Origin of the sequence: Mesorhizobium sp. M0715 (genome assembly GCF_040320355.1) — a bacterium.
Classification (GTDB): Bacteria; Pseudomonadota; Alphaproteobacteria; order Rhizobiales; family Rhizobiaceae; genus Mesorhizobium.
The window spans coordinates 54,783-74,814 of the sequence record NZ_JAMYPL010000024.1 but is presented as its reverse complement, the minus strand read 5'-3'; the positions used below and the strand labels follow the sequence as shown (position 1 = coordinate 74,814).

The 20,032-nt window shown below is 63.2% G+C and carries 28 protein-coding genes; 1 reads left to right on the top strand and 27 read right to left on the bottom strand.

Translation table 11 applies throughout. The features are described from left to right. Position 1: 1 nt before the first annotated feature. Genes NKI21_RS25085 through NKI21_RS25070 form a run of 4 tightly spaced genes read right to left on the bottom strand, consistent with a single transcriptional unit; the run spans position 2 to position 3,602 of the window. Entirely contained in the window at positions 2 to 424 is a 423-nt protein-coding gene (locus tag NKI21_RS25085; RefSeq protein ID WP_352867880.1) for a DUF6950 family protein, read from the bottom strand. Positions 425 to 436: 12 nt separating this feature from the next. Then, complete coding sequence (locus NKI21_RS25080; protein ID WP_352867878.1) at positions 437 to 1,003, bottom strand: hypothetical protein; 567 nt, start codon at positions 1,001 to 1,003, stop codon at positions 437 to 439. Next, on the bottom strand, positions 1,000 to 1,611 hold the full coding sequence (locus NKI21_RS25075; RefSeq protein ID WP_352867875.1) for a hypothetical protein: 612 nt from the start codon (positions 1,609 to 1,611) through the stop codon (positions 1,000 to 1,002). The genes NKI21_RS25080 and NKI21_RS25075 overlap by 4 nt, the downstream gene beginning before the upstream one ends. Beyond that, complete coding sequence (locus tag NKI21_RS25070; RefSeq protein WP_352867872.1) at positions 1,608 to 3,602, bottom strand: phage tail length tape measure family protein; 1,995 nt, start codon at positions 3,600 to 3,602, stop codon at positions 1,608 to 1,610. Before NKI21_RS25070 ends, NKI21_RS25075 begins: the two co-directional genes overlap by 4 nt. 11 nt (positions 3,603 to 3,613) lie before the next feature. Here NKI21_RS25070 and NKI21_RS25065 point away from each other — a divergent pair, with 11 nt between their 5' ends. Beyond that, positions 3,614 to 4,072, top strand: a complete 459-nt coding sequence (locus tag NKI21_RS25065; protein ID WP_352867870.1) for a hypothetical protein — start codon at positions 3,614 to 3,616, stop codon at positions 4,070 to 4,072. A gap of 148 nt (positions 4,073 to 4,220) precedes the next feature. Here NKI21_RS25065 and NKI21_RS25060 read toward each other — a convergent pair whose 3' ends face one another. The 23 genes from NKI21_RS25060 to NKI21_RS24950 all read right to left on the bottom strand — a co-directional run bounded on the left by NKI21_RS25060 (position 4,221) and on the right by NKI21_RS24950 (position 20,031). Beyond that, on the bottom strand, positions 4,221 to 4,628 hold the full coding sequence (locus tag NKI21_RS25060; protein WP_352867867.1) for a gene transfer agent family protein: 408 nt from the start codon (positions 4,626 to 4,628) through the stop codon (positions 4,221 to 4,223). After that, positions 4,628 to 5,062, bottom strand: a complete 435-nt coding sequence (locus NKI21_RS25055) for a phage tail tube protein (RefSeq protein WP_352867865.1) — start codon at positions 5,060 to 5,062, stop codon at positions 4,628 to 4,630. Before NKI21_RS25055 ends, NKI21_RS25060 begins: the two co-directional genes overlap by 1 nt. A 36-nt stretch (positions 5,063 to 5,098) precedes the next feature. Further along, complete coding sequence (locus NKI21_RS25050; RefSeq protein ID WP_352867862.1) at positions 5,099 to 5,488, bottom strand: DUF3168 domain-containing protein; 390 nt, start codon at positions 5,486 to 5,488, stop codon at positions 5,099 to 5,101. Beyond that, positions 5,485 to 5,910 carry an HK97-gp10 family putative phage morphogenesis protein gene (locus tag NKI21_RS25045; RefSeq protein WP_352867859.1) on the bottom strand — a complete coding sequence of 142 codons (426 nt, stop codon included), beginning with the start codon at positions 5,908 to 5,910 and terminating at the stop codon, positions 5,485 to 5,487. The genes NKI21_RS25050 and NKI21_RS25045 overlap by 4 nt, the downstream gene beginning before the upstream one ends. After that, complete coding sequence (locus NKI21_RS25040; RefSeq protein WP_352867856.1) at positions 5,910 to 6,254, bottom strand: head-tail adaptor protein; 345 nt, start codon at positions 6,252 to 6,254, stop codon at positions 5,910 to 5,912. The genes NKI21_RS25045 and NKI21_RS25040 overlap by 1 nt, the downstream gene beginning before the upstream one ends. Next, positions 6,232 to 6,441: a hypothetical protein gene (locus tag NKI21_RS25035; RefSeq protein WP_352867853.1), complete on the bottom strand. Its 210-nt coding sequence runs from the start codon at positions 6,439 to 6,441 to the stop codon at positions 6,232 to 6,234. Before NKI21_RS25035 ends, NKI21_RS25040 begins: the two co-directional genes overlap by 23 nt. Position 6,442: 1 nt before the next feature. Then, positions 6,443 to 6,853 carry a hypothetical protein gene (locus NKI21_RS25030; protein ID WP_352867849.1) on the bottom strand — a complete coding sequence of 137 codons (411 nt, stop codon included), beginning with the start codon at positions 6,851 to 6,853 and terminating at the stop codon, positions 6,443 to 6,445. A 25-nt stretch (positions 6,854 to 6,878) separates the two neighbouring features. Next, positions 6,879 to 7,448 (bottom strand): head-tail connector protein, encoded by a 570-nt coding sequence (locus NKI21_RS25025; RefSeq protein ID WP_352867846.1) that lies wholly within the window; start codon positions 7,446 to 7,448, stop codon positions 6,879 to 6,881. Between the two features lie 2 nt (positions 7,449 to 7,450). Then, complete coding sequence (locus NKI21_RS25020) at positions 7,451 to 7,825, bottom strand: hypothetical protein (protein WP_352867843.1); 375 nt, start codon at positions 7,823 to 7,825, stop codon at positions 7,451 to 7,453. Between the two features lie 48 nt (positions 7,826 to 7,873). Further along, entirely contained in the window at positions 7,874 to 8,104 is a 231-nt protein-coding gene (locus NKI21_RS25015) for a hypothetical protein (protein ID WP_352867841.1), read from the bottom strand. Between the two features lie 68 nt (positions 8,105 to 8,172). After that, positions 8,173 to 9,486: a phage major capsid protein gene (locus NKI21_RS25010; RefSeq protein ID WP_352867838.1), complete on the bottom strand. Its 1,314-nt coding sequence runs from the start codon at positions 9,484 to 9,486 to the stop codon at positions 8,173 to 8,175. A 27-nt stretch (positions 9,487 to 9,513) separates the two neighbouring features. Further along, positions 9,514 to 10,182 (bottom strand): HK97 family phage prohead protease, encoded by a 669-nt coding sequence (locus NKI21_RS25005; protein WP_352867835.1) that lies wholly within the window; start codon positions 10,180 to 10,182, stop codon positions 9,514 to 9,516. Next, entirely contained in the window at positions 10,179 to 11,384 is a 1,206-nt protein-coding gene (locus NKI21_RS25000) for a phage portal protein (RefSeq protein ID WP_352867832.1), read from the bottom strand. Before NKI21_RS25000 ends, NKI21_RS25005 begins: the two co-directional genes overlap by 4 nt. Before the next feature lie 14 nt (positions 11,385 to 11,398). Then, complete coding sequence (locus tag NKI21_RS24995; RefSeq protein ID WP_352867828.1) at positions 11,399 to 13,108, bottom strand: terminase TerL endonuclease subunit; 1,710 nt, start codon at positions 13,106 to 13,108, stop codon at positions 11,399 to 11,401. Next, entirely contained in the window at positions 13,095 to 13,580 is a 486-nt protein-coding gene (locus tag NKI21_RS24990) for an AraC family transcriptional regulator (protein WP_352867825.1), read from the bottom strand. Before NKI21_RS24990 ends, NKI21_RS24995 begins: the two co-directional genes overlap by 14 nt. A gap of 398 nt (positions 13,581 to 13,978) precedes the next feature. Then, entirely contained in the window at positions 13,979 to 14,272 is a 294-nt protein-coding gene (locus NKI21_RS24985; RefSeq protein ID WP_352867823.1) for an HNH endonuclease, read from the bottom strand. A 115-nt stretch (positions 14,273 to 14,387) separates the two neighbouring features. Further along, positions 14,388 to 15,044, bottom strand: a complete 657-nt coding sequence (nusG, locus tag NKI21_RS24980; RefSeq protein ID WP_352867821.1) for a transcription termination/antitermination protein NusG — start codon at positions 15,042 to 15,044, stop codon at positions 14,388 to 14,390. Further along, a complete protein-coding gene (locus tag NKI21_RS24975; protein ID WP_352867819.1) occupies positions 15,013 to 16,146 on the bottom strand; it encodes a helix-turn-helix domain-containing protein in 1,134 nt (377 codons plus the stop codon). The genes nusG and NKI21_RS24975 overlap by 32 nt, the downstream gene beginning before the upstream one ends. After that, on the bottom strand, positions 16,143 to 18,332 hold the full coding sequence (locus NKI21_RS24970; protein WP_352867817.1) for a DNA cytosine methyltransferase: 2,190 nt from the start codon (positions 18,330 to 18,332) through the stop codon (positions 16,143 to 16,145). Before NKI21_RS24970 ends, NKI21_RS24975 begins: the two co-directional genes overlap by 4 nt. Continuing rightward, entirely contained in the window at positions 18,329 to 18,883 is a 555-nt protein-coding gene (locus tag NKI21_RS24965) for a hypothetical protein (RefSeq protein ID WP_352867814.1), read from the bottom strand. The genes NKI21_RS24970 and NKI21_RS24965 overlap by 4 nt, the downstream gene beginning before the upstream one ends. Then, a complete protein-coding gene (locus NKI21_RS24960) occupies positions 18,880 to 19,449 on the bottom strand; it encodes a helix-turn-helix domain-containing protein (RefSeq protein WP_352867811.1) in 570 nt (189 codons plus the stop codon). The genes NKI21_RS24965 and NKI21_RS24960 overlap by 4 nt, the downstream gene beginning before the upstream one ends. Beyond that, on the bottom strand, positions 19,442 to 19,738 hold the full coding sequence (locus NKI21_RS24955; RefSeq protein ID WP_352867807.1) for a hypothetical protein: 297 nt from the start codon (positions 19,736 to 19,738) through the stop codon (positions 19,442 to 19,444). The genes NKI21_RS24960 and NKI21_RS24955 overlap by 8 nt, the downstream gene beginning before the upstream one ends. Further along, complete coding sequence (locus tag NKI21_RS24950) at positions 19,735 to 20,031, bottom strand: hypothetical protein (RefSeq protein ID WP_352867805.1); 297 nt, start codon at positions 20,029 to 20,031, stop codon at positions 19,735 to 19,737. The genes NKI21_RS24955 and NKI21_RS24950 overlap by 4 nt, the downstream gene beginning before the upstream one ends. Position 20,032: the final 1 nt, after the last annotated feature.

Here is a 20,032-nt window from a genome sequence, read left to right as displayed (position 1 = left end):
TCTAGCCGACCTTGAAGGCGGTCTTGATGGCCGACTGCGGCAGGATGATGCGGCCGGTTTCGGTGCGGGCCAGAAAGCCGAGGTCGCACATGAAGCCGGCGCAGATCATACCACCCTGGTCGACCACGCCGACATCGCCACGCTGCGCCATCAGCCGGCCGATCTCGGGAAAGCCGAAGAAGTCGCGGAAGACCGCCTCGACGTCAGTGCAGCCTTCCTTACGCATCAGCTTGGCAGCGCCGGCGGCGCTCTTGTAGCGGCCGCGCCACGGAGCCATGATGTCGATACCCGTGACGGCCTCGACGCCGGCGGCGGCCGTCAGCAAACAGTCTGACTGCCCCCAGACGCCGGGCGTGGCGGCGATCCCCGGAACCAGGCGCGCAAGGCGGCGGTCCCAGTCTGGCAACCGGGTCAATGACAGCATGTGGGGATTGCCTCAGTCGAACTTGATGTCGAAGGTCTCGTGCTTCACCTTGGAGGCGTACTGAAAGAACATGTCGCCGGGTGAAACGAGCTGCTGGTCTTCGTGGCTGGCGGTGCGGTAGCCGTCGCGATGATTGGCGATGGCGCCGGAGCGGACATTGGCGATCAGCTTCTTTTCGCCATTGTCACGGGAATGGTCGATCGTGTCGATGAAGCCGTAAGCGCCGGGCTCCGCATGCAGGAACGAACGGTCGTCGGGATCGAAGTAGAAGTCGAACACGGTGACCGGCGCATCCTTGTAGCCTTCGCTCTCGATCAGCAGCAGCTTGTCGGGCGTCAGGCCGGAATCGCGCTTGGCGATCAGTTCGACGGTGAAGGTCGATGCGGCAGTGCCAAGGCCATAGACCGGCTCGGAGACGCTGATCAGCGCGTTCGGCCAATAGACCAGCCCGGCGACCGTGATGTCGCCCTTGCCGTTCCAGAAGCCATAGGTGCCCGTCGTGCACACGATCTTGATGCCTGAGCGGATGACGGCGCGGCCTTCGGAAAGGACCGTCTGCAGACGCGTGGGGAAGCTCATTTCGGAATCTCGACCAGGGTGAAGGTCGCGACAGGCTTCGGTTCGTCGGGGATCGAGAACGACCCCGGCATGACGCGCATGTTGGCGACAGGGTTCTTGAAGGTCATCACAGCGCCGGCCGTGATGTAGGCCGGCACGCTCGGCTCGACGGTGACGGTGATCGCGTTGCCCGCGGCTACACCGCCGGTCTGGATGCGAAACAGCGCGTTGTAATCCCCCGTCGTCGCCGAGATCAGATCGCCGGCGCCAAGCGTCAGGCCATTGTCGACGCTGTTGATGACCAGCGAGTTGCCGGTGATCGAGACCAGGTTGCCGGCATTCGCCAGAGCGGCAGCTCCCGCATTGCCCCAATAGGCGCGCGGGATGCACATATGCTTGGGCGTGTAGAGCACCGTCTGCAACCCGCCGCGGCTGGCATCCTTGAAGGCCTCGACCAGCAGCCGTTCCGAAGCCTTCAGCGGCTTCGTGCGCATCTGGATGGTCCAGTAGCTGTCCGCATACTCGACAAACGCCATGGCGCGCGTGCCGGAGCGCGAAACCGAGACCGATTCCACGAGTTGCGGATAGGCGTGCTGGAAGCCTACGGCGGGCAGGGCGATGGCTGTCATTTCATCAGACCCGTCGTCTTCGCCTCGCGGATGGCCTTCACCACGCGGCCGGTGAATTCCTTTTCGAATTTCTTCAGCGCGGATGTGACCTGTTCACCCGAATCGCCCTGGCCGCCGTCCATATGGATGGTCGGCGCGAAGACCGGGCTGATGACGGAAGCGCCACCGGCGCCGGCCGACTGAACGGAAGGAACGCTCGCATGGATCATGCCCGACTGGCCGGGGATGAACACTTCGGGCCTCTTCTCGCCGACGATATAGGCCTTGCCCGCCTGCACTGGCCCGCCGCCGGCGCGGAACGTGTCATCGGCCCACGGAATGCCGCCACCGCCGCTGGAGCCGCTACCGCCAAGCCCAATGGCGCCGAGCAGGCTGCCGAGAATGCCGACGCTGCCGCCGCTGCTCGCCGCGCCGTTGGCCTGCAGGATGGCATCGATCAAATCGTTCTCGATCTTGTCGATGATGCGGTCGAGCGCATTGATGGCGATGTCGCCAAGGTCTTTCCACTCCAGCTTGCCATCGTCGAGCGCCGAACGCAGGTCGCTGAAGGCGCCCTGCAGGACATCGCGCTGCAAGGCCTGTTCCTCACGGGCATCCTTCAGCTGCTGCGCCTGCTGGGCATAGGCTTCGGCAACCGCATTGATCGAGGCAACCTGCTGCGGCGAAAGCTGGATCGCCGAAACGTCGGTCTGGCCCTTTTTCAGCGCCTCCTCGCGCAGCTGCTTCAGCGCCGTCTGCTCGAGGTCGAGCGCGACCTTGCGCTTCTGCTGCTCTTCGAAGGAAAGGCCGATCATCGACGCTTCCTGCTGAAGTGCCGCGGTGCGGTCGCGGATTGCCTGGATATCCTCGTCGATCTTGTCGTCTGCGGTCAGGCGCTGGCGGGCGGGGCTGCGCGCGGCCCGCGCGGCCTTTTCCTGTTCGATCTGGAACTGCGACTTGGCCGCGTTGGCGCGGTCGTTCTGGACCTGGCTCTCATCCTGAAATGCGCCGCCGCCGCTGAAGACCGGCGGAACGGTGCCGAGCGGCGAAAGCACCTGCGCGGCCTGCGCCGCGTCGACGCGCGCCTTTTCGGCCGCGGCGGATGCGGTGCCGATCGCCACGGCCAGATTGCCGAACGCTTCGGCGAGGGCATTGGCCGCAGGAATGCCGGTGCTGACCTGAATGTCGGCCAGGGCGGCTTGAACCACCTTGGCATCTTCGGCGGTCGCGGTCTGGTCGGCAACCTTGCCGTCCAGAATGGTAAACGCCGCCTGCAGCTTGCCGACGTCGGCTTCCTTGCCGCCCATCGTGGTGAGATCGTCGATCAGTTGTCCGAGATCGGAGCGGACGTCGTTAATCCCTTTCCTTGCCCCTTCGAAAGAGCCTTCGATCACCGCCTGTGCGGCAAACTGCACATTGGCCTGAGCGGCGAGCCGCGCCCGCTCTTCGGCATAGGCCTTGATGCCGGGAAGCGCATCGCCCCACTTGGCCGCCACCTCTTGAATGAGGCTCGCTTCTTTCTGCAGCGTCTCGGCCGATTTCTCGCCGCCGGAAAACACGCTGGCAAAATACTGGATGGCCGCGCCGCCCAAGGTGATGATGGCGATCGTAGCCAGCCCGACAGGATTGATCAGAGAAGCGAAGGCGCCACCAAGAGCGGTGACGGCGCCCCTAGCGCCGGCCGAACCGAGCGCCTGGTTGATCTGGGTTCCCTGCTGGATGGCGATCAGGAACGGCGACTGGCCGCCGGCCAGCTGCACGCCGATATCATTCAGCTGGGCTGCCAGGTTGCTGGTCTGGAGGCGGGTGTTCTGGATGGATTTTGCCGCACGGTCGATGCCGGGCGTTCCGCGCGCTCCGATCCGAGACAATGCATTCTCGACACGCGTGCCATCGGCTTCGATGCCGGCGAACGACACGCCTGCATTCGCTCGCGACTTGGCCAAGGCCTTGTCAAGCGCATCGAACTTCGCTTCAAAGATCGCGAGCAACCGCTCGGCTTCGATCGCCATAGGAGTTCACCGTGCCCAAATCTGTTATTTGGTTAATCTGCGCTGCAGCAATTTTGCCAAGCCCGGCAATGGCACAATTCAAATTCGATACGACTGAATTGGAGTTGCGCACCGCAGCGGGCTTGAGAGCGATCAGCAATCTGAAGCCCGGCGAAACTGCCCATGCAAGCTTCATCATTCTCTGTAGTGAAGCAGAGAACCTCTACGTCTCTAAGACTCAGCTACTTGACGATAAACCGAGCGGCTATTCTGATTATAGGGTGACACTTGTCGACAATGACCACGTTTCTCTCTTTATAGGGGAGCAGAAGCCGGGCGAGCTTCTGTCGAACATGGCTAAAACTTTGCGTGGCGCGCGTCTGAGGTCATGCTCTACGGCTGGATGGGACATCAGCGACCTATACCAAGTGACCGAGATCAACACCTATACTTCGGCCAGCCAGCTTTTTGAAGCGCTCAAGAAACCCTAGTGAAGCGCTCTGGCCCTCGAAACCGCCATTTCAAACTCTTTGACTGACGGCGGGGCAACGGCATCAGCCGGTGCATGGGCTTCGTTCCACAGCCTGACAACGGCAACCCACTGGCCGATCGACAGATCGCCGACATTGCCGACGTTCATCAGGACGGCATTGCCACGGATGGCGCCGAAGTCGAGGCGTTTGACTTCGGCGCCTGCTGTTCCCCCGGTTCGTCATCCTCCAGGGTCGCCGAATGCACCCGCTCCATCGCGGCGCGCAGAATGACCTGGCCGAGCGCGACGCTTTCGCCCAACGGCCGCTCGTCGACATAGCGCCTGACCAGAACCCGCGCCTCGATCGGCTTCATGCCGCCACCCATCAAGCCGAGCCGGATGGTCTCGGAGTAATGCTTGACGCGCGCGAATGGCAAATCCGCGCTCATGGCCGCATGGAGCACGAAGATCGACATGTCGACGGCTGCTTCCAGTTCCTCGATCTGGTCGAGGCCGAGGCGGAAGGTGTGTGATCCACCCGCCCATTCGATGTCGATGGCGCCGTGGCGGTTCATCAGGCGGCGGTCCAGGCGACCGCGCCGTCCGACACCATCGTTACCGTGGAGGTGGCGGTGTCCTTGTTGCCGTCGGCGGTCACTTCGAACTGGGTGAGCTTGAACGCGCCCTGCCAGTAGCCGGCGGTCGTCACGTTGAAGCGGACGTTCTTGGAATCGTCGCTGTTGTACCAGTCCCACCATTCGCCGAGCGAGGCGGCGTAGAGCATGCCGGCGCCGGAGATTGTGGCCTGCAATCCATCCTTCGACACCGACTTCCACGCCGGATCCTCGGGATTGTCGCAATCCGGCATGATGGTGTCCGTCGTTTCGGAACTGAACTGCACACCACGCTTGGTGTTGATCAGGCAGTCGTGGTCGAAAACTTCGGGGTCAGCGCCGTTGCCGATCTGGACGAGCAGCTTCGACCCGGTAACGCGAGGCACAGCGGTCATGATGGTTCTCCTTGGTTGATTGCCCGTCCGGGCCGGTTAGGCCGGGTCGATAAGAGCCCGGAAGGAAACGACGGCGTGTTCGGTGAGGCCGTCCGGATCGCGGAACACGCGTGTGGTCTGATGCTCGATCGACACCAGCGAGAAGCCGGCAATCGCGGCTATCGACCGAACGGCGGTGACAACTTCGCCGGCGAGCGTCTTGACCTCGACTTTCGAACCGGCATCCGGCCGCGACCAGCAATGGACGTCCGAAAATACCTCCCATCCGTCCTGGCAGGTGTTGCCGTCGTCAAGTACCTGCTCATCGCCAATCGTGATGCGCGGGAATGGATCGCTCGACGGCACCTGGTCGAAGACGTTGGCGCCGGCCAGCGTGGCGCCGTTCAGTGCGGCGAAGATGGCCTTCTGGACTTCGGCGCCGATCATTTGTTGAAGGCCTTTTTCGCGCCGTTGCGAATGGCGCGGCCAAGCCTTGCCTTGGCGCGGTTTTTGCCGAAGCGAAAACCGGGATAGAAGAACGGGTTGGCTGACATCTTGACGGTGCCAAACTCTTGGAAGCGGGCGTAAAACGCCTCGCCGCCGCCTGCATACATGGTGACGGAGAGCCCCGTTTCAGACTTAGCCGCGCGCGCGTTGGCTGCGGTGCTGAGTGAAGTGCCTTTCGGCGCCTCGCCGAAGGCGTAGCCGATGGACGCGGCGAGCCGGCCGGAACGCTTCGGTGCGAAGCGCTTCATGAGATCCGTCGTCTCTTCCGCCGAAATGGTCAGCGCCTTGGTGATTTCTTCGCGCATCGCCTGCGGCAGCGCCGCGATCTGCGCCAGGAACTTATCCTTGCCCTTGATCTGCATCAGACCGCCACACCCTTCTGGCACAGGAAATCGATGAACAGCCGATCGAGCCCGGGCGTGATGTCACGGATGTTGAAGACAGCGCCGGAGCGCACATCCCGGATTCGCCAATCGGTGGTGACGCCGCGTGTCAGCAGCGATGAGCGCACCTGAATGACTTGCGGATGCTGTCCCTGAAGGCGCGCTGCCTGGACACCCTCGCCACCGCGCAGATGGATGTAGCCGGCGCGGCACTGGAACTGCTCGGTGAACGCTGTCGTGGTCCCGCCGGCGCCATCCTGAGCCGTACCCTTCAGATCGAACGCCACGCGTTCGATGAGCTTACCGCCTGTCGGCTTCGGCATCGGCCTGCTCCACGAACGGCGCGCCCTTGCGCGGCTTCCTGCCCCTGACAGCCTTGCCCTTGGCGACAGCCAGGTCGGCGCATTCGCGGGTGACGTTCAACTCCATCCCGGCGCGATAGGCCGTGGTCGACCGGCCGCCGAGCGCGGCCGGCGAAAAGTCGAAGTCACCCGTGAAGCGCACCCACATGTCAGTTCGCGACGTTGGGGAACTGGTAGTCGAGCGTCAGCACCGAGGCCGATTTTGCGATGCCGACCATGCAGACATACTCGCCCGAACCGACATCGGCGATCGGACAGATGCCGCCCGGCGTATCGGAAAGAAAATATGGCACGCCAGGCGTCAAGGCGGCACCGATGACGAGATCGCCAGCCTTCTGATACTTGATCGGCTGATCGAGCGCGCCGCCGTTCAGCGCCGTTCCGATTGCCTTGCGTGCTTCGACAGTCGCCGAGTTGGAATCGGCCAGCATCAGCTTTTTCGTGGTGCTGGAGAGGTAAATCTCTTTACCCGCGGCGATAGCTTCGCCAGCGGTGCCGGTGTCGGTGACGGCGTTCGCGCCTGCGACAACCAGCGTCGCGGTGATGGCAAGGTCGGTCATGAGAGGTCTCCGGGTGAGAGGGTTGTCACACGCCAGGCTTTTTGAAGAGCCATAGAAGCGTTTCGTAGCCAAGCGGCAGGAAATTCGAGGCGGCGTCGACCGTGACGGCTTCGCGGTTCTGATAGAGGTGCCCGACATGCAGGAGGATTGCTGCCTTGAGGGCCGGCGGAACTTCGTCCACGGCCGTCCCTGCGATGAAGGACACCGAAACGGCATCCAGGCGATTGTAAACAGCAGGCCAGTTTTGGCCGGGCTCTACCGCAACATAAGGGCCGAGGCTGTCGACGAGCAGACGATAGGATGAACCAGGAAGGGTTTGCGGCCGGTTTTCCGTGTCCCGATATTCGACAATCAAACCATCTTCCTGCACAGGATCCTTCGGCAGCCGCAGACAGCTGAAGCTGCCGAAATCCTGACGCCAGGACTGGGTAATGACGGCGATGTCGAGCACCTTTTCGAGATGCGCCGTGGCCGCACCGATAAACGCCTCCAGAAGGACGTCGTCATCATCGAAGTCGACGCGACAATGCAGCTTCACCTCGTCGAGCGAGACGGGCGTTTCTTGCGGAGCTTCGGTGCGGACAGGCGCGAGCATAATCAGTCAACCAGGACGTGGAAGACGCCGACCTTCGTTGCGCCGCCCTGCGCAATGCTGATCTTGACGCGGTCATTCGCCACGCCGGGCCGTGCCTGAACCGCGGTGCCGGCCGCAGCGTATAATGCGGCCACCCCAGCCGTGGAATGGGTCGGGACACGAGTCGCGCGAGACGCCGATGCGTTGACGTCGGCCTCTGCCCAGAGTGTCTTGCCTGTCGCTTCCGAGGTAATCGTGAAATCGACGCCGTTGGCGAACGGATTGGCGCCTCCATCTTTGATGTATTCGATCTCGTGGATTTCGCCGGAAAGGCGAGGCGTATAGGCGATGGCGTTGCCGGCGCCGTCGGTGGTGACCGATACTTTGTAACGCTTCATGATAGTGCTCTCCTGTGATGGCGCGCGCGCCGTTGGTGGCCGTCGGGATCAGGCTTTCGCCTTGGCCTTCTTGCCGGTTGCGGCCTTGTTCGCCGGGGCGGCGGCTTCGGCCTTATTTTTGGGACATGGCTCGGACTTCGTGGGCGGCGCGTTTGCCGGGCCAATTGGGGCCAGGGACTTTCCGACCAGGTGTGCGACGGAGGCCTCGTCGGCCTCCCGGATATCGCCTTCAGCGAAGGCACCGTGTTCGCGGATGACGCGGTATTTCATGATGGACATTGCTTGCTCTCCTTCGGTTCGGAGGGCGGGCGGCAACGATGCCGCCCGCCTTACTGAGCCGAACGCCGTCAGGCAGCGAGCGCGGTGTCGAAGTCGCCGTAGATGAAGGCCTCGGGCCGATAAACGGCCAACGCCAGACGCTCTTCGGCAAGCACCGTCACCAGGTTCTTGATGAAGTCGTCATTGACGTAACCCGTCTCGACGCGCGCATCCCAGCGGTCGAACACCTGGGCGCCGAGCTTGAAGGCGCCGGTCAGGAACTTGCGAACCGTCATGGCCTGCGTCGCCACCACAGGCAGGCCCCAGAGGGTCGGTCCGGTCGTACCCTGCGGGTTGCCGATGATGTAGCGGCCCTGGCTATCCTTCAGCGTCTCGATGCCGGCCCAGTCGGTCGGGTGCATGACGTGACCGGTGGCCGGATACTCGGCGAGAGCCGCTTGCAGCATCGCCAGCCGAAGCACATCCATGATGTTGATGTCAGCGAGCGAGATCGGCGCCGCGTAGGCGGTGGCCTGCGGGATGATGCCGTTGAGGTTCTGGCCGGTGCCGTCGCCCTTCAGCAACTGCGCTTCCTCGACATAGGCCAGGCCGTAGAGCAGCCGCTGGTCGATCAACGAGCGCAGCTGGCTGATGTCGGAGAGCACCTGCTTGGATGCCTTGGTCCAATGGGCGATGACCTTGGCCGAGGTCGTGAGCAGGTCGAACTGGATATCCGATTCCGGCTTGCTCGCAGCTTCAGCGACCGGAGCGGCATTGTTGGTGAAGCCGGTTTCCTTGACATACTCCAGCGTGTTCCCGTCCATGCGGCCTTCGGAGAGAAGATCACGGACAGTCAGCCGGCGCTGCGGCAGCGGCAGGATGCCAGGCAGGCGCGTACTGTCGATGGCATCGCCCACGGAACCGGCAGCATTCGTCGTCGCCGACGTCAAAGTGGTCTTGATGCGAATGTCGGCGCCGCGGCCGCTCTTGGAGAAGCCGCTTTCCTGCCATGCCTTGTAGTCTTCGCTCTCGGTCAGCATCTCGCCGATCGTCTTCTTCGGCTCGTCGTCCTTGCCGCCCTTCGATCGCGCCAGCTTCTGTTCGATCTCGGTGACTTGAGCCTGCAGTCCGTTCATTTTGGTCAGCGTCTCGTCAGCCTTGGCCTTTTCGGCCTCGGTCATGTCGATGCCCTTTTTGGCGTCGGCGACCGCCTTTTCGGCGATGGCCTTGACGTCGTCGAAAGACTTCTGGAATTTTGCGGTGACGTCCTTGGCCAAGGCCTCGATGTCAACGCCGCCGTCGTTGGGCTTGTCGAATGCGATGCGCGGAGCGAAGCGGGAGTAGGCCATGCCGGCAACAAGCGCGGCGATGCCACCCGCCACAATGCGGTGGTTGATGTTCATATCGGTCTCCTGTGGAGGTTAAGGGCTTCAGCCGAGCTTCAGCATTTGCAGGAACCGCTCGGCCTGGTCGTTCGCCTTCTCGCCCTCGGACTCACTCCGAATGGCCTTTGCATAACCGACAGAGGCGATCTGTACAGCCATGGCCTTCGGGACCCCTGCCTCGCGCAGGAGATCCTCGAATTCTTTGATGGGCGGAGGCTCGCCATCGCGGATGCGACGGGCGAACTCCTCCATGCGCTCAGACTTAACGGATTCGATCCGGGCCCGCCGGTTCGCGGGGAACGTCACGGGGCTGATCTCGTAGAGGTCGAGCTTCTTGAGAAGCCTAACCGCGCCATCCTGGTCGGTGTCGGTCTCGCGGTAGCCGATCGACAGGCCGCCGATCGCCTTGGCCTTTGCAAGCGTATGGACCTCGCGTGCCTTCTGGATGTCTAGCAGAAAGCGCCCCTTGCCCCACAAACCCTTGGCGTCCTCGGCAAGATCGTCCCAGACGCCGATCGGCTGATAGGAATCGTGGTTCCACAGCATGAGGACACTCGATCCCTCGCGCTTGTGGCGCGCCAGGCTCTCGACGAACGCACCCGGCATGACCTTTTCGCCGTAGACATCGACGTTGCCGAACACTGAGCCGTAGCCCTCGAAAGTGCCGTCCTCGGACAGATCCTTCACCTGCAGGGCGAAATCCTTGGTTTTCATTTCGGACCTCCGATCAGGGGCTTTTCGTCTGGCGTTGCGGTGATGGGCACGTTCTGCATCTGCATTCGCGGCACATCGCCGCCCTCAACCTTCGGCAGGTTTTCCAGCCCCCGGACCTCGTTGATGGTCATGGCACCGATCGACGTCATCTCGCGGTAGAAGGCCGAGCGACCGGCGCTGTCGGCGCGCAAAAGGCCTTCGATGCTGAATTCAATCGTCACGCCCGCGGCGCGGTCCTGCGGCGTCAGCAATTGTTGCTCCAATGCCTGCTCAATGCGCTTGAGACGGCGGCGCAGCGTGAATTTCTGCAGGATCAGGCCCTGCTGCTCCACACCTGTCGGCCAGCTGGTGGTTTTCGACGTGTGACCGATCATGACCGGTGGAACGCCGAAGAAACGGCAGATTTCCTCGACCGAAAACCCGCGCGATTCTAGCATCTGCGCGTCTTCCGGGTTGAGAGTGAATTGCACCCAGTCTGTACCGCCTTCGAGGATCAGCGGTTTTCCAGCGTTGTCGGAGCCGATCTTGTCGGCCAGCTTCTCTTCGGCGATCTTGCGCTGCGGGTCGGTCAGCCATTTATCGAACTTGAGGCCGCCGGAGGGTCGCAGGCCGTTGGCAAACGTCTTTCCGGCAGCCTTGTCGGTCGCCCTTGCAAGCGAGAAGGCATGCCGACCGAAGTGCAGCGTCGACATGCCGCCAAGCGGATCGCCGCCAGGTCCGCGAATGTGCAGCATCGTCTGATCCGTCTCAACGAAAGCGTTGCCTTCAAAGGACCATCTGTATTCGAGCGTGCCATTGGCGAGCCGGCGAACAGAGACGAGGTCTGGGCGGATCGGCACGATCGACACGATCCTGGCACCCTCACGGACGACGCGCGCGTAACCATTGCCCCACAGTTCGACGGAAGCCGCGATGAAATCCCAGAAGTCGACGGCTGTCTGATCGAAATTCGGACTGTCGTGCAAGATCCGGTAAAGCGGATGATCCTTCGCTACGGTCCGCGTGCCGCCTGCGCTGGTCCGATAGACCATGAGCGGCAAGGAGGAGATCGTGCCGGAGAGGAGATTGACGCAAGCCCAGACGGCCGAGAGCGCGAGCGCGCTGTTTCCCGTCACGGGCTCGCCGGCATCGCCGATCTGGCCAGTAGGATACCATCCGTCAGGTGCCCGCACCGTGAGCGAGCGCACAACGATATCGGCCATCTTGCGAAGTATATTCAAGCGGCACCTGCCAGGGATTTGAAGTAGTCGCCCATGTTGCCGTCTGGCGACGCCTCGGGGTTCCAGCTCATCAGGATCGCTGCGCAAAGCATGGCGATCACCGGGTCGATCTTGGTCCGGCCGGCGGCCTGTTTGGTCGCCATGTTGCCGTTGCCCTTAACCTCGATCTTCACGTTGCCCACCGACCAAGCCATCATTGCCGAGCCGTCGTGGCTGATCGTGTTGTCGCTGAGTTTGTGTTCAAGGCCCCAGAGAGCGGGCGAGAGTGCCGGACCCTGACGAAGGCGATGCAGCATCAGGCCAATGATCTGCTTAAGGGCAAGCGCGTCGACGAAGGCGGCGATGTTGTTGGGGTCGAAGCCGACGGCATTCTTTTCCGGCATCAGGCCTGCGTCGCGCACCCGGGCGGCGATCTCGGCGATCTTTTCGATGTACTCAGAGACCTCACAGAGGGTCAGCGAGCCCTCTGCCTTGAAATCCAGAAGCCGAGGCGCAATCTCCTTGCGGATCTTCAGCACGTTCGGATGTGCGAAAGCATGCGTCCAGACCAGCCAGCGGCGCGTGACCTTCTCGCGACCGATAACGCAGATGCCGAAAAGGTCGTCAAGGCCGCCGCCGTCGGCGCCCACGACTGCCACTTCGGAACGCGCGAGCAGCGATTCTAGAGTCAGCGTCTCGTCGGCGCACTGCTCCCAATACTCAGCACCGCGCCAGCCGTCACCAGCGAGGCCAACACCGATCTCGATGTTGAGATGCTGGCTGGCCCATATCTGCTCGGTTTCCGCCGTCGCCGAGCCGTTGTTCTCATAGTCCGCGATCAGACGTTGTGGGTCGATCGAGCGGCCGATGTTCGGCAACAGGTATTTCCAGTGGCGCTGGTTGCGCCAGAAGCCTTGGTCGCGCTGCTGCTCGGGCGGGAATTCGTAGAGGACAGGAAGCAGGATAGGTTCGCTGCCGCCTTTCCCGTCCCTGATCTTGCGCGCCTTGTCGAGTTCCGTTTTCCAGATGCCGGCCGGCTGCTCATCCGACTGTGTGGTGATCATCAGCAACTGGCCGCCCTGCATGGTGATGCCGCCGCCACGGATCTGCTGCATGACGGCGGCAGCCTTGGCTTTCTTGCCCAGTTCATGAACCTCATCGATGATCGTCAGGATCGGGATTTCGCCCGTGATGATCGATGTATCGAAGGTCTTGACGTTGAGTTGCGTGCCGGTCTTGCGGCGCTCGATACATTTCAGGTGATCCTGCACCTTGAAAATGGCGTCTAGCCGCGCGTCCAGCCTGATCATGCCCTGCGCCTGTTCGAAGCATCTCTCCGAAATATTCTGGCTTGGCGCTACGATCAGCATCTGCCGGTTCGGCGCTTCCTCCATGAACAGCGCTGTCAGGCCGAGCGCAGCGACATAGGTCGTCTTCGAATTCTTCTTGGGAACCATGCAAAGCAGTTCCCACACCAGACGCCGCTTGGTCTCCGGATCCTCGCTTGCCAGGAATGCGCACAGGATCTCGCGGAACCATTCGCCGCAGGCCTCCGACAGCGGCGGATTGCCAGGCACGTCCGGCAGCTTGAGCCGGTTGAAGAAAGCCAGCGCCTTCGCGGCCTTCTCCTGGTTGAGCGGGACATCGGCCATCGGCGTCTGCCCGGCCTTGATGCGCTCCCACCAGTCGGGGCATGCGAACCGCGGCAGCGCCTCAGTGTCGAGCATTCTGGGCGGCCGCTTCGCTTTCGAGCTCGGCCATCAGATCGGCATCGGCGGCGTGGGCGCGCTGCTCGTCGATCATCTTCTTTCCTACTTTCTCGCTCGATGTCGGCGGCGCGTCGCTGCCTTTGCCCATCGACGTTTCGATCGTCATGCGGTCGTTCCGATCGATCATGGCGCCGAGTTCCCGCAGCGCCGTGACGTTGCCCGCATTGGCCTGTTCGAGGGCGATCTCAAACCGCCTGGCATCGAGCCGATCTCGCATCGCATCGCGCTCTTTCATGTCGGCTCTAAAATACCGCTTCAACGTCGCCGGCGAGACGCCGATCGCGTTGGCGATCCGGCTGTTGACCCAGCCAAGCGCCATCAAGAGCTTGACTTTGTTGCGATCTTTTTCGGTCGGCTCATACGGCGGACGGCCGCGGTTACCGAAGCCCTCACGAACCGGCTGACCGAACAGGTCAAAATTCGGCTCCATCAGAAAAAAATCTCCGAATGTGGGGGACGCGGGTCCAGCGGGGAGGGGCTTCCAGACTTTCGACCCACCCCCCGGTCCATGCGACATCGGGGCGGCATGCGCTTTGCACACCAACCTATGGGCGATCGTCGAACTTGATTGATGTCAGTTAGGACTTCGAGGCAACGCGCTCACAAACGAGGATGCATCGAAACTCTTCCGGTTCATGCGTGACGTGATCGACAACCCAATGCTGACTAACGACGTTTGCATTGTACCGGTCTCCGGTGTTGGGACCGAGAGAGATCACAGCTCCAATCGCTGGTACGGTGTAGGTGCGCACATACTCCACCTGTTTGCCGTCAACCTCGATCTCAACGACTGTCGGTCTCACCAATGGCATTGCCGTGATCCTTGTGTCAGTGCCAGACGCCGCGTTGGTCGAGGGTGGATTGCTCGGCCTTCTGCGCTTCGCTGTCGTGCCATTCCTTGGACACGGCCATTAAGTTGTCTTCATCCCAGAACAACACCTCGTCGCCACGATGTTCCTTGTCGTGGTGGATGACTGGGCTGTTCGGGGCAGGGTGCTTGCCGATCAGCAGCACGCCAGTCTTGCGGCATGTGTACAAGTCGCGAAGCAGGATGCGCTCACGCACCCGCTGCCATTCAGCGGTCTTGTACCAGCGCCGCCAAGGCGCTGTGTTGCTGCTCATTTGTTCGGAATCTTTTCCATTGCGGTGAAGCTGGGGTGCTTCACCTGGGTCCTGCTGGCGCTGCCACCGTGATCGGTGTGCGACTCTGTCAGGGCGTCCTGGGTGGGATTCGCTACTACCCTTTATCGATCTGATCAAGCCCGAGCGTAACAGGCACGGCACGCCCGAAGATCATCACCTCGACGCGCGCTCGACCATCGTCACACAGTTCGCTGACCGTGCCAGGGAAGCTGGCGAATGGACCCTGGTTCACTCTCACCAGCTCGCCCACCTTCAGCCCCTTAGCGATCTCACCGATGGCGATCACGTTGCCTTCGAGGAAAACCTTTAATTGCAAGACTTTCTCGTGCTTTACGGGGAATGGCTTCTCATCTGCACCGAGCACACCGAGGATGCCTTTGACAGTCCGCAAACCAGCCCACGCTTCGGGCGAGGGCACCACGCGGACGAACATGTAACCCGGCCACGCAAGCACCTCGAGCGGCTCACGACAGGCCCGTTTACGCCCGCCGCGACGACGATCCGCCACCTTCATGAACGGTAACCAGTGCTCGACATTGGCTGAGGTGAGCAGGTTATCCACAGCCATTTCGGCGTGCGCGTCAGTCCTGATCACATACCAATGCAGCGCTGATTCGCTTTGACCGGCCGCCGCAAGCAGCGCCTGGCTGCGACGCGACGTTGCACGCACCTTGTCGATCACAGCCGTATGCCGATCGGTCGGGCCGATCACTTCCGCATCACTCAGCCGCTTCACGTCCGCCCGCATCATGGTTCCCTCGCAATGCCTGTTCGAATTCCGCCAGTCCTGCCGGCCCGCCAGCCGGGAAGTAGGCCACGCGTCCCGGATCCGGCAGCCAAGGCCAGCCTTGCCTTGCGAAGTGGTCGCGCCATTCGATCCACTGCGGCGTGCCGACCGGCACCGCCACCATCGTGCCCTTCAGCGCATGCCAGCGCTCGCCGAAGCGGAAGCCCGTTCCGTTGCGCGCCGCCCGGTAGAGCGCGTCGACCTTCGGCCAGCGTTCGTTCTGTGTGGCCCCGCTGGGGTTCTCCGGCCCGCCCATGACGGCAGCGATGATCCAAGCCATCCACACCGGCCCGAAGGGCGGCGCATAGTCGTCGGCGCGCCCGGCGACCTCGACCTTCGGCGGCAGCTTCTCCCAGCGCTTTTCGGCGAGGTAGACGGCAAAGGTGCAGATCACGGTGCGCCCGCCGACCTTGGCGCTGGCGACGTATTCCGCCATGCGGTCGGCCGCGATCTCGCGTTCGTCGGTCGTCAGCGCCATTGCCGCCGATACTGCCTTCGGAACGCTGTCGCTGATGTAGCTCGGCCAGCCCGGATGCGTTTTCTTCACCCAGCGCTCGACTGCTTTTTGATCATCCTCGCGTCCGCGCTCTTTCTCGACATTAAGAGGGGTCGTTAGAGAAGTGTCGTTAATAGGTGCCGACCCTGGACCGGCAGGGGGTGCCGGTTCTGGACCGGCAGGGGGTGCCGATATACCGGCAGGGGTGCCGACCTGTCGGCAGGGTATTTCGACGGTGGGATCGGCCTGTTCTTCGGCCACCTTCACCGCCGCGAGGTTCGGGTGCACAGGGTCGAGAATGACCCGATACCAGTGCGCGGCGTCGCGCCCGGATTCCGCCTCGACGACATGACGTTCGAGGTAGCCGGCCTTCACCAGCCGCTCGATCGCCTCGAACACGGTCGAGCGCGCGCAACCCATTTCGTCGGACATCTTCACCTGGCTGCGCCGGCACCAGCCCAGCTCGTCGGTGTGGCGCCCGAGCACGCAAAGCACCTGCAGGTCGCGCGGCTTCAGCGCCCGGTCCGTGGCCGCGCGTGCGGGGATGATGGAGAGGCGAGGCCCTGTCACTCCGCTGCCTCCTGGAAGCGCATCAAGTGGCCGCAGTTCGCCGCCACCAGTGCCGCCGCCATCGGTGGCGAGACGCTGTTGCCGCAGCAGGCGATCTGGTCGCTTTTCGGCAGCGGTTTGCCCTTGAATTCCAATTCGATGACGTAGTCGGGCGGGAAGCCCTGTGCCGAGAACAGCTCGCGCGGCGTCAGCATGCGCATGCCGATATCGACGATGGTAAAGAGATCGCCCGAGATCTCGACTGTGACGAACTCGCGATCGTCCCAGAAGCCATGCGCGCGCATGAAGTCGGCGACTTGCCTGGCGCGCGCCGCCTGCTCTTCGGTGAAGGGAGGCCAACCGATTTCACCCTCGACAAAGCCGAAGCGGTCTTTCGTGGTCACCGAGTGGCAGGGATCGTCGAGGCGCGCCCCATCGGCGGTGCCGTAGTATTTCTGCATGAACGGCGCGACGACACTGATGCCGGCGCCCCCGGCGGTGATCGTATGCGTCGGCTCGTCGGCGCCGTTGAACGGTTTTCCCGCATTGCGCATGGTCATTAGGTGCGGCGCGATGACCGCCGAGTGGCCGCCACCGGCCAGCACGGTCGGGTGCGGCGCATCAGCTTCGCTATCGCGCCTATCGCTGCCCTTCATGCTCATCAGCGAAGCAGCCACGACGCTTTGCGTGCTGCCCTTCTGCACGATGGTCGACAATGGCTCGCGGGCATCGTGGCCCGGCTCCTGGTAGTTGTTCTGGGCAAGGAAGGCCGCTGCGACGCAGACGTCAGCCTTGGCGGTCTGTGTGGCCATCGGCTCGTCGCCGCCACGGGCGCGGCTCTGGCCGGCCCTGCCGCCGCATCCGACGAGCGTCGGAACGACAACGGCGTTCTGGTCTTTCTTGCTGGCCGTGATCGTATGTGCCGGATCCTCCACGCTACGGTTGGCGCCGCCCTGCTGGCCGTAGGTGAGAACAGGCGCAATCACCGCATGCCGGTTTTCGGTGACGACAGTGTTGATCGGCTTTTCGACCGATGCGGAACGGTCGTCCGATCCTTCGCCCTTGCCGTAATAAGACGACAGCACCGGCGCGATGACGCCGAGCGGCGCAGCGCCGCCCGGGCGCTTCTTGAAGCTGTTGGCCGTCACCGTGGCCAGCGGCTCACGGGCATCGTGGCCGGTGGCGCCAGTGTTGAAGCGGATGACAGATGGCGCCACGACGGCGTGGTTGATGCCGCCGGCGGTGACCACCGAGAGCGGATCGTCAATCGAGCGAAAACCGTTGCCCCAGCGTTTGACGCCAGACGGCGAAACCTCGCCATGCGCCACGTCGACCAGAAATGGCCGCTTGGCCTTCAGCACGTAGCGATCGACGCCACGCGCCACCCTCGACATCGTGGCATCGGCGAGTGGCCGCACGGCGCGCAGGCCAAGCTTTTCCATGATCTCGGCGCCGGTGTCGAAGATCGACGGGCACGGCAGCGACCAGTCGATGATTTCCGCCGCGGTGCGCCATGGCAATTTGCGCCCGGCGATGACATCGGCATCGTCCGGCTTGCCATGCGTCGGCTTCGGCCAGACGATCTTCTGCCCATCGAAGCGCACGATGACGAACAGCCGCTTGCGGATCGTCGGCGCGCCATAGTCGCAGGCACGCAATTCGCGATGCTCGATCTTGCCGCCGAGCCGACGCAGCGCCTTGCACCACTTCTGGAACGTCTCGCCGCGCGCGTCCGGATCAGGCATCAGGCCACGTTCGGTGTCGAGCAATGGCCCCCAGGTCTGAAACTCTTCGACGTTTTCGAGGATGACGACGTCAATGCCGCCGCCGCTGGCCTGGATGCGCTCGACCCAGCCGGGAATGATCCAGGCGAGATCGCGGATGTTGCGCTCGACCGGCTTGCCGCCCTTGGCCTTGGAGAAATGCTTGCAGTCGGGCGAGAACCACGCCAGCCCGATATGCTTGCCGGCGACATGGTCGAGTGGATCGACCTTGTAGACGTTTTCAGACAGGTGCAGCGTCTCAGGGTGATTGACAGCGTGCAGCGCCAGCGCCGCCGGATTGTGGTTGATGGCAATGTCGGGCGAGCGGCCAAGCGCCATCTCGATGCCGGTCGAGGCGCCGCCGCCGCCGGCAAAGCTGTCCATGATCAGCGGCGGAGAGTCGGCCTGTGCCGAGAATGGCGCTTCGAAGTTCAACAGTGTCATCGTCCCGCCTTCTTCCAATCGGCAAAGCTCCCGCGCAGCGCTTTCCACGCGTCGCTGGCCCGTCCGCCATCGTTGAGTTGTTTTCGTGAAGTCACGCCGAGCAGCGAGCGCACCTTTTGCGCCACGCGTTCCGGCGTCAGCGGGCGTTCAAGCCCGTGCCGCTCTTCGAGGAACACCATGAACGCCGCATCCCCGCAGCGCATGCCGCACTCGGCGGCGAAGTTCTTGACGTCGCTCGCCGCCGGCTCGCCGGCGGGTGCATTGCGATGCGGCGGCAGGCCTTTCAGGTCCCGTATGGTGTCGAACGCGTTCGTCAGCAGCCGCAACAGAAACCGCACGGTGTCGGGCGCGTTGCAGACGAAGTCGATCTCGTCGACGGTCGCTTCATCGAATCGCGCGAGCACGGGCAGTTCGCCCATCTCCCCGCGCGCCTCGAGGAAGGCCCCGGCATCTCCATGCACGCGCGTCCACACCGCCGGCTCGATCGCCGTCAGCGCCGCGCGGATATCGCGCAGCTTCGTCGCGTCCCGAGAGAGAACGGCGGCGTTCATCCAGTTGCCGCCTTTCTCGCGCCCCGGTAGACGCCGGCCTTGCGCACGGCATGGAGGATGGTGGTGTGGTCCCGGCCGAACAGGCGTCCAAGCGCCGGCAGCGAAAGGTCAGGCCGGGCGACATAGGCCGTTGCCATGGCGTCGAAGCGTGCCTCGACCAGTTGCTTGTTCATGCCACGGCCGAGCAGCCGCCGTGCAGAGATACCGTGGCGCTCGGCAGCCTGACGGATGATGTCGGCGACCAGCACGCGATCGGTCGGCAGGTATTCGCCCGGCTGCTCTTCGGCGATATGGCGGCACGCCTCGGCGGCCATGGTCGCGACCTGGTGGCGCGCCTCGGCAAGTGCAGCGCTGATGATCGACGCCGCCTCGGCGCGTGCCTCGGCGATGATTGCATCGGCAGCGCTGCGGATCTCGGCCAGAGCCGCACGCCTGGCCTGCGCAACATCCGTCAGCGTGACCGGCTTGGGCTCTGCCTTCTTTCGCTGCCGCACGGTCAGCGCCGGGCTGAGCATCCGAATGCGTGGCATATCGCGGTCGAGCTGGCGCAGGGCGGCTTCAGCCATGGGAAACCTCCGCCGCGAATTCGGCCAGACCGACACGGAACAATTCAACGCTAGCGGCCAGGTCGGATGGCGGCAGGCCTGCGCCGTCGCGCACAGCGAGGCCGAGCGACACCCGCAAGGCGACGAAGTTCCAGCCGGCCTCGAAACCGGCACGGCGACAGGCGGTGTCGATCACCCGATGGAATTTCAGGATCACCGAATCCGGCATTCGCAGCAGCGTGTCAGCCCTCGCGCGGTCGCCATCGGCATCGTGCAGCTGGCGCAGGATGGGGAGCATGGAATCGGTCATCTGGCAGACTCTGTTTCACGTGTGGCTAGTGGTGTAACCAATTGTTCTGCAATGGTTTTCAGCGTTATGCGGCGGTGCGGCGGGCGCGCCAGATAGGCGTAGGGATCAAGCCCGGCCATGTCGCAAAGCAGCAGGTAATTGCCGGCCGACAGCGTCTTGCCGTTGATGGCGCGCGACAGCATGGCGCGGTCGGTGTCGGGCCATTGGTCCTCGGCCCGGCGCAGCGAATAGCCGAGCTCGTTGAGCCGGTCCTGAAAGGCGTTTGCGAAGCGCAGAAAGGCGATGTCAGCCATA